General features: G+C 57.9%; 13 protein-coding genes. 7 read left to right on the top strand and 6 right to left on the bottom strand.

Translation table 11 applies throughout. The annotated features are described in order from the left end of the window. Positions 1–149 precede the first annotated feature (149 nt). Entirely contained in the window at positions 150–1,055 is a 906-nt protein-coding gene (locus tag SIC19_RS15365) for a haloalkane dehalogenase (protein WP_075197035.1), read from the top strand. Here SIC19_RS15365 and SIC19_RS15360 read toward each other — a convergent pair. Further along, a complete protein-coding gene (locus tag SIC19_RS15360; protein WP_269399667.1) occupies positions 1,046–2,632 on the bottom strand; it encodes an ABC-F family ATPase in 1,587 nt (528 codons plus the stop codon). The two genes, SIC19_RS15365 and SIC19_RS15360, sit on opposite strands and share 10 nt — an antisense overlap. A 192-nt stretch (positions 2,633–2,824) precedes the next feature. On the opposite strand from SIC19_RS15360, the gene SIC19_RS15355 reads away from it, so the two are divergent. From SIC19_RS15355 to SIC19_RS15345, 3 genes are all read left to right on the top strand, one after another. Beyond that, entirely contained in the window at positions 2,825–3,103 is a 279-nt protein-coding gene (locus SIC19_RS15355) for a peptidylprolyl isomerase (RefSeq protein WP_036209475.1), read from the top strand. Then, positions 3,103–4,059, top strand: coding sequence for a succinyl-CoA synthetase subunit beta (locus SIC19_RS15350; protein WP_269399668.1), 957 nt, complete (start codon positions 3,103–3,105; stop codon positions 4,057–4,059). Before SIC19_RS15355 ends, SIC19_RS15350 begins: the two co-directional genes overlap by 1 nt. A gap of 92 nt (positions 4,060–4,151) precedes the next feature. Continuing rightward, positions 4,152–4,931 carry a substrate-binding periplasmic protein gene (locus SIC19_RS15345; RefSeq protein ID WP_269399669.1) on the top strand — a complete coding sequence of 260 codons (780 nt, stop codon included), beginning with the start codon at positions 4,152–4,154 and terminating at the stop codon, positions 4,929–4,931. Between the two features lie 13 nt (positions 4,932–4,944). On the opposite strand, the gene SIC19_RS15340 is transcribed toward SIC19_RS15345, so the two are convergent. Next, the gene (locus SIC19_RS15340) at positions 4,945–6,123 is read right to left on the bottom strand and encodes a M24 family metallopeptidase (protein WP_269399670.1); all 1,179 of its coding nucleotides are present in this window, start codon (positions 6,121–6,123) and stop codon (positions 4,945–4,947) included. 74 nt (positions 6,124–6,197) lie between these two features. Next, positions 6,198–7,016, bottom strand: coding sequence for a DUF2059 domain-containing protein (locus SIC19_RS15335; RefSeq protein WP_269399671.1), 819 nt, complete (start codon positions 7,014–7,016; stop codon positions 6,198–6,200). 204 nt (positions 7,017–7,220) lie between these two features. Here SIC19_RS15335 and SIC19_RS15330 point away from each other — a divergent pair, with 204 nt between their 5' ends. Beyond that, positions 7,221–7,874 carry a lysozyme-like domain containing protein gene (locus tag SIC19_RS15330; RefSeq protein WP_197061343.1) on the top strand — a complete coding sequence of 218 codons (654 nt, stop codon included), beginning with the start codon at positions 7,221–7,223 and terminating at the stop codon, positions 7,872–7,874. Between the two features lie 20 nt (positions 7,875–7,894). Here the strand turns inward: SIC19_RS15330 and SIC19_RS15325 are convergent, their stop codons facing one another. Next, positions 7,895–8,788: a LysR family transcriptional regulator gene (locus SIC19_RS15325; RefSeq protein ID WP_091640855.1), complete on the bottom strand. Its 894-nt coding sequence runs from the start codon at positions 8,786–8,788 to the stop codon at positions 7,895–7,897. A 126-nt stretch (positions 8,789–8,914) separates the two neighbouring features. Here SIC19_RS15325 and SIC19_RS15320 point away from each other — a divergent pair, with 126 nt between their 5' ends. Then, positions 8,915–9,112 (top strand): hypothetical protein, encoded by a 198-nt coding sequence (locus SIC19_RS15320; RefSeq protein ID WP_036209452.1) that lies wholly within the window; start codon positions 8,915–8,917, stop codon positions 9,110–9,112. A gap of 93 nt (positions 9,113–9,205) precedes the next feature. Here SIC19_RS15320 and SIC19_RS15315 read toward each other — a convergent pair whose 3' ends face one another. Then, entirely contained in the window at positions 9,206–10,888 is a 1,683-nt protein-coding gene (locus SIC19_RS15315) for an AMP-binding protein (protein WP_036209447.1), read from the bottom strand. Positions 10,889–11,096: 208 nt separating this feature from the next. Between SIC19_RS15315 and SIC19_RS15310 the strand changes: the two genes are divergently transcribed. Then, a complete protein-coding gene (locus tag SIC19_RS15310) occupies positions 11,097–12,011 on the top strand; it encodes a glutathione S-transferase family protein (protein ID WP_085679646.1) in 915 nt (304 codons plus the stop codon). Between the two features lie 4 nt (positions 12,012–12,015). Here the strand turns inward: SIC19_RS15310 and SIC19_RS15305 are convergent, their stop codons facing one another. Further along, positions 12,016–13,233 (bottom strand): DUF5610 domain-containing protein, encoded by a 1,218-nt coding sequence (locus SIC19_RS15305; protein WP_127401741.1) that lies wholly within the window; start codon positions 13,231–13,233, stop codon positions 12,016–12,018. Between the last annotated feature and the right edge of the window lie 30 nt (positions 13,234–13,263).

The following is a 13,263-nucleotide window of genomic DNA, read 5'->3' as shown; positions in this document are numbered from 1 at the left end:
GTTAAAAGCGGGGAAAGGATGGCGAAAATGCTGCCCGAGCGCCGAACAAGACTGAAAAGGACCTGAAAGGACCGACACAGCCAGCGCAAGTCATGATACGTTAAGCAAGCTTACAATAATTCCGTGACCGATGGCTGCCGGAGAACACGATGAACGCGCTGCGAACACCTGACAAACGATTTGAACGCCTGTTGGATTATCCCTTCGCCCCTCACTACGTGGAGGTCGACGGACTGCGCATGCATTACGTCGATGAAGGCCCCTCGGACGCCAGCCCGGTGCTGATGATGCACGGCGAACCTTCCTGGTCGTACCTCTACCGCCACATGATTCCCATCTGTGCAGCGGCAGGGCACCGGGTGATCGCGCCAGACCTGATCGGTTTTGGCAAATCCGACAAACCCACGGATATCAACGCGTACAGTTACCAGAGCCATATGGACTGGATGCAGGCGTTTCTGGAACAGACTGACCTGCAGAACATCACCCTCGTATGCCAGGACTGGGGATCTCTTCTCGGCCTGAGACTGGCGGCGGAAAATCCGGAGCGGTTCCGAGCCATCGTTGTGGGTAATGGCATGCTGCCTACCGGCGACCAGCCCGTGCCAAAAGCGTTCCAGTTGTGGAAGAACTTCGCGCTGTACAGCCCCTGGTTTCCCATTGCCCGCATTATCAATACCGGAAGCTTTCGCACCCTGGGGCCCGACGAGCGTCGTGCCTACGATGCGCCATTCCCCAACAAGAAGTACAAGGCCGGTGCTCGCGCTTTTCCGAAACTGGTGCCGGTGACACCGGACAACCCTGCCAGTGAAGCCAATCGCGAAGCTTGGAAGGTTCTGGAGCAGTGGAAGAAGCCGTTCCTGACCACTTTCAGTAACGGCGACCCGATCACCCGGGGCGGCGACCGTTATATGCAGGAGAGAATTCCCGGCGCAAAGGGCCAGCCCCACACCACTCTCACCGGCGGACACTTCCTGCAGGAAGACTCACCGGTTGAGTTTGCGGGGGCGATCAATACCCTGCTGGCTCGCCTGGACGAAAGTGATCAGACATAACCCTGGCTTCGCAGGTAGTCATCGTAACTGCCGCTGAAGTCGGTTATGCCGTCGGCCTTCAGTTCAATAATTCGGGTGGCAAGGGATGACACGAACTCCCGGTCATGGCTGACAAACACCAGCGTGCCCGGGTAATTTTCCAGCGCCAGGTTCAGGGCCTCGATGGATTCCATGTCCAGGTGGTTGGTGGGCTCGTCCATCAGCATGACGTTGGGCTTTTCCAGGATCAGCTTACCGAACAGCATACGGCCCTGCTCTCCGCCCGAAATGACCTTCACAGATTTACCGATATCATCCCCTGAGAACAACATGCGGCCGAGGGTTCCCCGAACCAGTTGTTCTCCGCCGGTGGTCCATTGCGACATCCACTCGGTCAGATCCATGTCCTCATCAAAGTCGGCGCCGTGATCCTGGGCGTAGTAGCCGACCTGGGCACTGTCGGTCCACTTAACATCGCCGCTGTCAGGCTTCATGGCGCCGGCCATACACTGCATCAGTGTGGTTTTGCCAATGCCGTTGGGCCCGATGATGGCCACTCGCTCACCCGCTTCGATCTGAAGGTTCATTTTGTCGAACAGGGGCTTGCCATCGAAGCCCTTGGTAAATTCCTTCAACGTTACCGCCTGTCGATGCAGCTTCTTGGTTTGCTCAAACCGGATGAACGGGCTTACCCGACTGGACGGTTTGACCTCCTCCAACTGGATCTTGTCGATCTGACGGGCGCGGGAGGTTGCCTGCTTGGCTTTGGAAGCGTTGGCGGAAAAGCGACTGACAAACTGCTGCAACTCGGCAATCTGGGCTTTCTTCTTGGCGTTATCCGACAGCATGCGCTCGCGGGCCTGGGTGGCAGCGGTCATGTATTCGTCGTAATTGCCAGGGAACAGCCGAAGCTCGCCATAATCCAGATCCGCCATGTGTGTGCACACGCTGTTCAGGAAGTGGCGGTCGTGGGAAATAATGATCATGGTGCTGTTGCGAGCCACCAGGATGTTCTCCAGCCAACGTATGGTATTGATATCCAGATGGTTGGTGGGCTCGTCCAGAAGCAGGATATCAGGATCAGAGAACAACGCCTGGGCCAGCAGAACACGCAGTTTCCAGCCCGGCGCAACAGCGCTCATGGGGCCGTTGTGCTGTTCCAGGGGAATATCCAGGCCCAGCAGCAGTTCGCCAGCGCGGGCATCGGCGGTATAGCCGTCCATCTCGGCGAACTGCACTTCCAGGTCCGCCACGGCCATGCCGTCTTCCTCGCTCATTTCAGCGAGCGAGTAGATACGATCACGCTCGGCTTTTACACGCCAGAGCTCTTCGTGGCCCATAATGACCGTATCAATCACCGAGCAGTCCTCGTAGGCAAACTGGTCCTGGCGCAGCTTACCCAGCCGCTGATTCTGGTCCACCATGACCTGGCCGGCCGACGGTTCCAGGTCGCCGCCAAGGATTTTCATGAACGTGGACTTGCCGCAGCCATTGGCGCCGATCAGACCGTAGCGGTTGCCATTGCCGAATTTGACGGACACATTTTCGAAAAGGGGTTTGGCCCCGAACTGCATGGTAATGTTCGCGGTGGATATCAAGAATAGACCTGCTGAGAGTGAAGACCGGGCACGGGCCGGCGAAGGAAAAGCCGGCATTGTACAGGTTTGTGGCCAAAACCGTGAGACAGCAAAAACACGGATAAAAAGCGCTTGCCTCAACGGCCCAGTGCGGGCAGCATTTCACCCTCGGTGATCGCAACATGATCCTCATTCGAAAAAAGGAAACACACCATGACACAGGCAACCGCGCGTCACATCCTTGTAGACAGCGAAGCAAAATGTGAAGAACTGAAGAAAGCCATTGAAGGCGGCCAGGACTTCGCGGAAGTGGCGAAGCAACATTCATCCTGCCCCTCAGGCCGCAACGGCGGCGACTTGGGCGCTTTCGGCCCGGGCCAGATGGTTCCGGAATTCGACAAGGTGGTTTTCAGTGGTGAAGTGAACAAGGTGCTCGGCCCGGTGAAAACCCAGTTCGGCTACCACCTGCTGGAAGTGACCAGCCGGAGCTGATGGCTTTAAACCTGCCAGCGTACCGGCCCGCCCGCAATACCCAGATACTCCGGTATCTGGCTTTTGCGGGCATGATTCTGATTGCCCCTCTGTTTTTTGTCGGCGGCCCCGGTTGGTCCGACGGGCCGTTGTTCAAATCAGCCTGGAATCTCGGGCATATTCTGTTCTTTGCTCTGCTGACCCTCGCCATTCAGCCCTGGCGGATCTGGACGGGCTGGACTCTCTGGGGCATCGGCACACTTGCCGTACTCCTGCTTGGCACCGGTATCGAACTGCTACAACACGGAACCAGCCGCCAGATGGACTGGCAGGATATCCTACGCAACCAGGTGGGCGTATGGACCATCCTGGCCCTGCGGCCACGGGCCTCACTCACCCGGAAGTCACGGCCGGTGGTCTGGCCACTGAGGCTCATCGTGGCTGCGCTACTGGCCGCCGAAATCGGTGCCACGGCAAGGGTCGCCATTCAGCAGTACCACGTCAGCCAACTGCTGCCGGCACTCTACGACTTCCGCCAGCCAGATCCCTCACCATTCTGGGATGGCGTCATAGCGCCCGTAACCGAGCATGCCATAGACGCCCACAAGCGCGCACTCAGGATATCCCTGTCCACAGCGCATTATTCCGGAGTTTCCCTACACAATTTACCCGAAGACTGGCGCGACTATGACCGCCTCGTCATCGACTTGTACAACCCTCAGGACCACCCATTGCCGATGATTTTGAGAATCAACGACATGGAGCATGACCTGGGCGACAACAACTACAATGACCGCTTCAACACTCGCCTTCCCCTGACTCCCGGCCCCAACCAATTCAAACTGGACCTCGACAGGATCAAGGCAGCCCCCGAAAGCCGATCAATGAATATGCAGGCCATCAGACGGCTAATTCTGTTCACGGTTGCGTTGCCGGAACCCAAAACCCTCTATCTGCGTGACATTCGGCTGGAATGACGGATCATCATCCCTGGTCTACTATCAAAAGGAGAAGCGTCCGTAAGGTATCCCCTTGCCTATTTGTGCAGTATCTTTGCGTAGGCGATTGCATGAAAGCTTTAAAAGCGTATTTCGTTGCGCTGGTTGCGTTGTGGTCAACTCTGGCATTAGCGAATGATGGTGAGCGACCATTGAGCATTAGCGTTGGCGACTGGCCTCCTTTTTTCGTGGAAAGCGAGCCTGGTCAAGGCACAGTTGCACGACTGGTCAGGGACATCTTCGCTGCGGAAGGTTACAAAGTGGAGTTTCACTTCCGGCCCTGGAAACGCGCCTATCGGGAAGCCGCAATTGGCCAGCACGACGCCACTGCAATCTGGATGCACACCGCCGACCGACAGAAAGATTTTATCTACAGTGAACCGGTGATGAACGAACGCTTCGTGCTGTTCTATCGCAAGGACACGTCCATTGAATGGAACCAGATGCAGGACCTTGCCAACCTTAAGCTTGGAGGAAGCATCGGGTACAGCTACGGCCCTGAGTTTGATCGTGCAATCGAGAACGGTATTCTGAACGTGGAATGGGTCGCCTCCACGGAACTTAATTTCCGCCGCCTGCTGTTTGGCCGGATTGATGCTTTCCCGGAAGAAATCAACGTCGGCTACTACATTCTTCGCCGGGAAACAGACCCACAGGAAGCCCGCCGGATTACCCACCACCCGGAGCCCATTCTGGAGAATCAAAGCTTCCTGCTGTTTCCAGCCAACGAACCGGGGACACAAGCCCTGCTAGAGGCATTCAACAAGCGCCTGCAGATATTCCGTGAAAATGGCCGCTATGACACCTATTTTGAAACCAGGCCCCAGGCATCACTGAACAAAGTGAGATAACAGCCGGCTGAACTCAGTCGAGCCGCCAGGGATTGGCCGTCAGCGGTTCACCACCATGCTCGCCCACCAGTACCGTATCGCTGCAACCCATGCCCCATTGCCCCGGAATCCTGAGGCATATGGGCAGGTGGAACACCATTCCCGGCTGGAACACCGTCGACTCTCCCCGGGCTATAAAACCGGAGCCCTCCACCCATGAAGGAGGAAACTGCGCCCCCACCGTGTAGCCAAACACCCCGGAGAAAAACACCTCACTGGCCAGTGGAGCCATAACCTGCTCCGCAGCCCTGGCGGCGGAATCGAAGGTTCGGCCTGGCACCATGGACGCCTTGAGGACATCCACCACGCGACGGCAGCCGTCAAAAACGGCCCGCATCCTGGCCGAGGGATGACCCGCCACCAGCGTACGCATCATCGGTGCCGTGTAACGTTGCCAGGCAGCACCAAACTCGAGGAACACCGTATCACCGTCTTCGATCCTGCACCGCTTGTGATTGGTATGGATGACACTGCTGCGCAGCCCCACCGTTACGATAGGCTGCATACTCATAAACTCACTTCCGCCCGCCAGAAGGCTTTCTGCGCCGATGGCCGCTATGTCGTTGTCGGTCATCCCGGGGCGGATGGCCGCTGCCGCGGCTTCGATGCCCTTCCCCGTTATGCGGGCGCTGTGCCGCAGGCAATCAATTTCGGCCGCTGATTTCACAATTCGGATGCTTTTCAACAGGCCTGAAGCATCCACAAACTGTGTGTCCGGGAGTCGCTGTTTGAGCCCTTCCAGGACCCCCTGGCGGAGCGAGCCATGCCAGTAGTCAACGCCGACCTTTCCGCCATGCCCTATCAGCGCGTGTGCCAGGGGATCCGACACATCGCCCACGCCTTCCCAACGGTAACCGATAACGTGATCGACCCGTGTGGTAACCATGGCGGGACCGGTTTCGATGGAGGGTACTTGAAGGGTAAGCGTATCGGCGGTGACCACCAGGGCGACGTGAACGGAGACTTCAAAGGTACTGTAACCGGTCAGATAAAACAGATCGGACGGGTCGGTTAACAGAACAGCTCCGAAACCGTCCGCAAGCATCCTGGCGCGAAGGTGTTTGAGACGCTGCTGGTACTCCGCCTCAGGGAAGGGACATTCCCGGCCCCTGAGTTCGGTGGCCAGGGTTTGCTGGTAGGCATTGAAATCCATGGGGCCGTCTCCGTTACGGAAAGTGACTACTGGAGACTGGACCCAAAACAGGGGCTTTTCAATCTTTCGCGGTGTCACCGCCGATTAAAAAAGCGCCCCAACTGGTTCCCTATGGACTCCACAGGGTCCGTGATCGAGCGCTGAACGCTGTTGGTAACCACGCGGGTGAATGCCGAGCCGGCATCACTTTCGAGGAACTCAATGTACTTCTTCAACTCGGAAGAGCTGAGATCCTGATAGGTGTAGAGGTAGCCATCGTAGACCTGCTGGGCGACCATGCCCCGCAGCATGCCACGCTGGTTCTCGATCTGTTGCTGAAGCTGTTCGAAGGTTGGGCCTTTGCTACCGTTGAACGCTGCCATGGCAGAGGCTAAACCCAATTGGACAGCAACGGTGGTATCCACGGCACTCTCCGTTGCACGGGCAGCCCGGTCAAAGCGGGTAAACAGTTTGGCCCTTTCGCTGCCCTTGTACTTCTCCTGCAACGACGCGGCATTGGCTTCCACCTGCTTCCAGGTGTCAGGGTTGGAGGCGGCCACCTCGGCCTTGGAAATTTTCTCCGCCAGCGGCGTTTCATACCAGGCCAGTACCGAGTTCAACTGCCCCTCGCTGAGCCCCTGGTCCAGGTCCTCGACCAGCCGCGCGCGAATCTCGGCAACACTGAACGCATTACTCACAACACTGCTGATGGTGTTGGCAACAAACGGCTCAACCCGCCCGCTTTGTTTCAGGCCCTGGCGGATGCCCTGGCTCATCATCGCCGGGTACTGGGCGACAACCTCATCAATGGGCGACACCCGGAGCACCGAGTCCGCCAAAGGGCTTGCGGTGGCAGAACCACAGACCAGCAAAAGAAAAAGTAATGCCGGTTTAACTTGGGATAGTGTGCGCATGAACCTAGTATCCTCTGATAACGAGGGTCTGTTATGCCATGGAGCTGGCGAGAGCTGCAAGCAAAGCCGGCCAGTAACAGATGACCATTTTGTAGTGTGGAGTGACAGGGCCCGGTCCCGCCCATGAAGAAACGCCGTAATCGACCGAAAAACAGACGACCTGGACGACTTAAAAGCAACCGGGTGAAAATCTGGAAGTCCCGAATGCGGTGGTATGGCCTGCCAACACTGGGCTTGGGGCTGGCAATCGCCATTGTCGCCATCATGCGTTTCAGCCTGCTGGAGCCAGACCCACCGGCAAACCCGGACGACGTCTGTGAGATCTTCCGTGAGCATCCGGTATGGTACGACTATGCCAGCCGTTCACGGGAGCGCTGGGGCACCCCGATTGCAACGCAGATGGCTTTTGTTTACTACGAATCGTCGTTTCGCAGTCATGCCCGTCCACCACGGACCCGCCTGCTGGGGTTCATTCCCTGGCGCCGGCCAACATCCGCCTACGGCTACGCCCAGGCGCTCGACCCGGCGTGGGCCGAGTACCTGGCCGCAAACGGAGACGGTCTGTCCGTGGTACGAACCAACATGAAATACGCACTCGATTTCGTGGGCTGGTATAACCACCTGACCCGCAGAGAAGTGGGCATTCCTCTCACCAGCCCCGAGAAACTTTACCTCGCCTACCACGAAGGCAGGACCGGCTACCAGCGACAGAGCTACCTCGCCAAGCCGAAGGTAAGGTCATTGGCCACTCGGGTCCAGAACCGGGCCTTCCGCTATGACCGCCAGCTCCAGACCTGCGAGGAAGAATTCCAGTGCTGGCGTTTCTACCAGTTCTGGCCCTTCTGTGGTGACTGGTAAGCCCAGACAATGATTCGGCGTCAGCTCTCGCCTTCCACCTGGGGTGTCAGTTGGGTCAGCCTGGCGGTCAGGAACTCCATTACAATCCGTACCCGTGCCATCTGTTGCGTGTCGTGGTTCACCATCAGCCACAGGTCAACGCCCTCGCCTTCAAGTGGCTCCGACAGGCGCGTCAGCTCCTTGGTACTGTCGCCCAGGTAGCAGGGCAATGCCGCCAGCCCTGCCCCGGCCCGCGCCAGGGCGTGCATTGCCTGGAGACTGTTGCAACGGATGATGGACGACGCATTCTTCAGGTGCTTGCGATACCACCGCCCCGTTGCCAGGTGGCTAAAGCTCTCATCCGGCAGAATCCAGAGCGCCTGCTCCGGCGAATGCTCAAGGTCCAGGTCGGTATGACGCTTACGGTAGCTGGTAGCAGCGTAGATAGCCGACTCGATCGTGCCTATTCGCTCCCCTTCCAGTGTGGCCTGGGGTTTGTTTACCGGCCGCAGTGTCAGGTCTGCCTCGCGGTGGCTCAGGTTCAGCACATCGTTGTCGGTGAGCACTTCCAGTTCGATGTCCGGGTATTCCCGGACGAGCTCTGCAATCATCGGACTGATAAGGGCATTCACCATGGTGTCGGTGGCCGCCAACCGGACCTTACCGACGGGCGCTGAATCCTGCCCGACCAACTGCCGTTCAAGATTTTCCATATCGGCGGCCAGCCTTTCGGCTTCGCGGAATGCGGTTTCACCCACGGGTGTGAGTTGCAGACCATCCCGGTTGCGCTCAAAGAACTGAACGCCCATCTGCTCTTCCATCTGATCCAGGCGACGAAGCACCGTGGTCTGGTGAACGCCCAGCATCTCACCGGCTTTGGCAAGGGTTCCCCCTATTGCCAGGGCGTGTATATATCGAAGATAATCCCAATCCATAGATACTGCATATTTGCAACGTGAGTACGGAGTTTAACGTATTTAAACTGCAAATACGAAGCCGTAAACTTCTTTATATAGTCAGCTAACCAATATTTTAATCCACCAGATAAGGAGGAAGGCGCTATGACTCAAGACCATATCGCAACCGTACACCCGCTGCCGTCCAGTATCCTCCACAACAGTACTGAGGTCAGGCGCCAATATACCCGTGCAGCTGCAAAGCAAGCCGTACAGGTTATCAGCCGGAAGATGAATTCCTGGAGAAAAAGGGCAGCAACCGCGTCGCCGGAGATGCCCCAGATGATGCAGGGCGAGCACTAAGCCCGTCCCTGTATGGGAAAGTAAGGGAAGACAGATTTCGAAAACACCGGTGGCCCTGGATACCCAGGCTCACCGGTGTTTTCGTTTTGGGGATCAGAACTCCCAGATCACCTTTTGCTTCTTGCCAAACCACTCGTCCATTTTGCGGTTGTAGAAGTCCTCGATCACATTCCGCTTGATCTTCATGGTGGGTGTGAGCATACCGTTTTCCATGGTCCAGGGTTCTTTCACCACCACCACGAACGCCAGCTTCTCATGAGCCTCGCACCCACTGTTAACGGCGTCCAGCTCCGCAGCCAGCTCCCTCTCCAGCTCATCACGACTGCCTCCTGCTTCCAGCGCTTCCCGTGCTTCTTCGGATAACAGCACCATCAGGCAGGGCTGAGGTTGGTTGGCTCCCGCCACGCACACAACCTCTGCCTTGGGATGATTAAAACGGCTTTCGATGGGCACTGGCACCACATACTTGCCCTTGGAGGTTTTGAAAAGATCCTTCACGCGGCCAGTGATGCGCAGATACCCCTCGCTGTCGATCTCTCCCATATCCCCGGTTTTAAGGAAGCCATCCTCGGTAACGTCCTCGCGGGTTTTCTCTTCGTTCTTATAGTAGCCCAGCATCTGGCCGGGGCTCTTGACCTGCACTTCGCCATTCTCAGCCAGACGATGCTCCGCACCAGGATTGGTGACACCCACGGTACCCACCTTGGCCCGGCCCGGGCGATTGGCATGAGAATAGCCGAAGTTTTCCGACATCCCATACACCTCCAGCAGCTCCAGCCCAAGGTTCCTGTACCAGCCAATAATTTCACCCGAGAGCGGTGCCGCCCCCGTGAGGGCCGCACGGCAGTGATCCAGGCCCAACTGCTTCAATACCTTCTTTTTCACCAGTTTGTTCAGTACCGGAATATTGAACAGCACCTTCTGCTTCTTCGGCGGCAACTTGCTGTTGATGGCCAGGTAGAACTTCATCCACAGCCTGGGCACCGAGAAGAACAGGGTCGGCCGGGCTCTTTGCAGATCTTCCTGGAAGGTGTCCAGGGAATTGGCAAAATACAGGTGGAATCCGTAATAAAGCGACTGGGTTTCCACCGCCGCACGTTCAGCAACATGGGCAAGAGGCAGATAGGAAAGCATTCTTTCATCCTGGGTGACAGGGAATATCTGCTGCAGCCCATCGGCGACGGAAATCATGGTGCGAAAACTGTGCATAACGCCTTTCGGGCGACCGGTGCTTCCAGACGTATAAACCAGGGTGGCCAGGTCATCAGGGTCCGGCAAGCTGGGTTCGGCCGGCTGCTGCTGGGCGATAACGTCCAGCCATTTCGGCGTGTCGTCCCGGGGCGACATCGGCAAAGAAATAACCGGCAGGTCTCCGGGAATGTGGCCCTTGATATCGTTCCAGCCGTCCGCCTTGCCGTCCAACTTCCCCAGGAACAGCAGTTTCGCTTCACTGTGCTCCAGCACATACGCTGCTGTCTCACCATTGAGCGTCGGATATAGCGGAACTGAAACGTGGCCGGCAGCCCATATGGCGAGGTCTGACAGGATCCAGTGCGCACTGTTCTTGCCAAGAATGGCGACATTGCTGCGTTCCGGCAGGCCCAGTGTTGCCAAGTGAGCCGACATCCGGGACACCTGGTCGGCGGCCTGTTTCCAGGTAATGTCTTCGGTGGTGCCATCCGGAAATGGCTGGGTCAGGTATACCTTGTCGGGGGTTTGCTTTGCCCAGTAATACAGGCAGTGGAGGGACGTTTGCTTGTTGCTGTCTGCAGCCATCAAGGGCTCCTTATTGTTGTCGTCTTTTCTGACGTTATTTTTGGGCAACTAAAGCATAGTACCTGTATTTCCCGTTTCCTCAAGCCTGGGCGATGGTGACGGGCCAGCTGGCCCACACGGACAACTCCCGGGCTTTCGCCCGACAGGATTGCAGGGTAACCTCCCGGATCGCGCCAGATAACATTGCCAAATAAGGATGGGTTTCCCCATGCAAGAGTTCATTCTGTACCACTACGCCATGTCGCCTTTTTCCGAAAAGGTCCGGGCCATGCTCGGCTACGCCGGCCTTTCCTGGCAGTCTGTTATCGTCCGGGAAATGCCGCCCCGGCCTATGCTTTCCGCGCTGGCGGGCGGTTACCGCAAAGTTCCCGTGGCCCAGAGTGGCGCCGATGTGTTCTGCGACAGCCGCGCCATCGCTGACGAAATCGCACGCCTGAGTGGCAAACCGGAACTGAGCCTGGCCAACCAGCCGCAAGCAGTCATCGACTTTGTGCGCACCACGGACCTTGAGGTGTTTCTTGCCTGCGTGATTGCCGCCAGCGATGGCCGCATGCTGCGGAAGCTGATCCGCGACACGTCGCTGCTGAACGCCTTACGCTTCCTCAAGGACCGCATCACCATGGGCACAAAGTCCCGCGTGAAAGCGGTACGAGGGCCGCAGGCAAAAGCCAAGGTTATGGCGCACATCGAAACCATGGAGTCGATGCTGGCGAAAGACTTTCTGTTTGGTGACACCCCCTGTATTGCGGATTTTTCGGCCTATCATGGCCTGTGGTTTGTCTGCGATCTGGCGGGCAAACCCTGGCTGCGGGACGCTCCCAACGTGGCAGCGTGGCTGGAGCGAATGAAAGCCTTCGGACACGGCAAACCTAGTGAGATCACCGCTGACCAGGCATTGGACATTGCCCGCAGTGAAACGCCGCGAGCCATTGAGTCTGCCGGTGGTAATGAGTTAACAGGAAAGAATGTCGAAGTCGCACCCGATGACTACGGGCGCGACCCGGTCGCAGGACGCCTGGTGTTCGCAGATGAGCAAACCCTGATTCTGGAGCGTTCCCACGCGCGTGTCGGGCAGGTCCATGTCCACTTCCCGAAACAGGGTTATGCAATCAAGCCGGCCTGATGCCTCAAGCCGGCTCGCCCTTCTGGCCGGCACTTTCGAAAGCGGCCAACACTGACGACAGGAAATCATCCATTAACGAGCGCGGCGCGGGGTTGTTTTCGCCGCCCCGCTCGTTCTGGAGCCGCTGAATATCGTCCAGCAGTTCCTGCATGAGCCCTTCCATTGCCTGAAGGTCCATGCCTTTGGCAACCGACTCCTGAGCAAGCCCCTGGATATCCCGGGCGAGACTGCCAAGCGGTCGCAACTGCATGTTTGCGGAGGGCTCGGATGAAGGCTCACGGGATACAGACTCGTAAGCAGCGGCAGACACCATCCGGGTAGCAGAGAGGTTCAGGCTGAAGCTCGCCAGTTCATCCCCGCCCAAACTCAACGACTGGGCCGCTTGAAAGGCACCCTGGATATCGCCGTCGAAAAAACGGCCAGACACTTGCTGCACTTTGCCAAAAAGATCCGCGAGCGCGGCCTTCTCGCCGTCATCCAGACTGCCCTCCACCGAGAACGCATAACGCCCCGAAAACAGGCTGGCCGAGCGTACTTCTTCAGACCGGACGCCATCACTCTCGCGGGCACTTGCCGACATTGCCGAGTAGCGCTGCTCCTCCATGCGAACGGTCACACGGTCGCCGTCACGGGTGGTGACCTCAAACGCAAAAGACTCTTTGCTGGCGCTCTCCACCATCGCCGCTGCTACCCGGCTCTCCGACGGCATCCCGTTTTGCAGATACCGCGATTCCAGATCAGACAAACCGTCCTGGATGCGCGTGAAGCTGTCGTCGATATCACGATTCAATCTGTCCGTCATCAACCCCAGGGCTTCGATCTGCTCCCGCGCCTCGGAGAACCCCTGCTCAACACCACGGCGTGCATCGGAAAGCAGGCCTGCCAGGCGCTCCGAGTCTGCACCGGCAGCCGCTTCCTTTTGCAGGCGCTGCTGGACGAAGCCCAGCACGCGGCTGGCCACGTCGGCGGCTGTCGGCGGTTCGAATCGATTTCGGGTGGAGGCAGATGCGTCGGGGCCGGGTGCCCCGAGTCGTTGCTGAAGCTGTTGTTCAAGCCTGCTTCGAAGTGCGTTAATAGCATCCTCGGCCGTGCGGATCGCCCCCCTGACCTGTTCCCGGACCTTGGTAGGCTCGGGGGCATTGTTTGTCGGCCGGCTTCCCGATGGCTCCGCGCCGGAGCGACCTGGCATTCCGGAACCGGGAATATTAATTGGAGAAACCATACCCTCACCCCTCATCAGCGCTGTCTGCAG

This window comes from Marinobacter sp. MIT930201, from assembly GCF_047122665.1.
Lineage (GTDB): Bacteria > Pseudomonadota > Gammaproteobacteria > Pseudomonadales > Oleiphilaceae > Marinobacter > Marinobacter salarius.
The sequence above is the reverse complement of the archived record's forward strand: the minus strand, read 5'-3'. Positions and strand labels throughout refer to the sequence as shown.

Bases quoted from the DNA above. Each gene is read 5' to 3' on its own strand.
- SIC19_RS15345 (WP_269399669.1), top strand. From the start codon at position 4,152: ATGAAAGCTTTAAAAGCGTATTTCGTTGCGCTGGTTGCGTTGTGGTCA.
- SIC19_RS15320 (WP_036209452.1), top strand. From the start codon at position 8,915: ATGACTCAAGACCATATCGCAACCGTACACCCGCTGCCGTCCAGTATC.
- SIC19_RS15305 (WP_127401741.1), bottom strand. From the start codon at position 13,233: ATGGTTTCTCCAATTAATATTCCCGGTTCCGGAATGCCAGGTCGCTCC.
- SIC19_RS15335 (WP_269399671.1), bottom strand. From the start codon at position 7,016: ATGCGCACACTATCCCAAGTTAAACCGGCATTACTTTTTCTTTTGCTG.
- SIC19_RS15340 (WP_269399670.1), bottom strand. From the start codon at position 6,123: ATGGATTTCAATGCCTACCAGCAAACCCTGGCCACCGAACTCAGGGGC.
- SIC19_RS15350 (WP_269399668.1), top strand. From the start codon at position 3,103: ATGGCTTTAAACCTGCCAGCGTACCGGCCCGCCCGCAATACCCAGATA.
- SIC19_RS15315 (WP_036209447.1), bottom strand. From the start codon at position 10,888: ATGGCTGCAGACAGCAACAAGCAAACGTCCCTCCACTGCCTGTATTAC.
- SIC19_RS15325 (WP_091640855.1), bottom strand. From the start codon at position 8,788: ATGGATTGGGATTATCTTCGATATATACACGCCCTGGCAATAGGGGGA.
- SIC19_RS15310 (WP_085679646.1), top strand. From the start codon at position 11,097: ATGCAAGAGTTCATTCTGTACCACTACGCCATGTCGCCTTTTTCCGAA.
- SIC19_RS15330 (WP_197061343.1), top strand. From the start codon at position 7,221: ATGCGGTGGTATGGCCTGCCAACACTGGGCTTGGGGCTGGCAATCGCC.
- SIC19_RS15365 (WP_075197035.1), top strand. From the start codon at position 150: ATGAACGCGCTGCGAACACCTGACAAACGATTTGAACGCCTGTTGGAT.
- SIC19_RS15355 (WP_036209475.1), top strand. From the start codon at position 2,825: ATGACACAGGCAACCGCGCGTCACATCCTTGTAGACAGCGAAGCAAAA.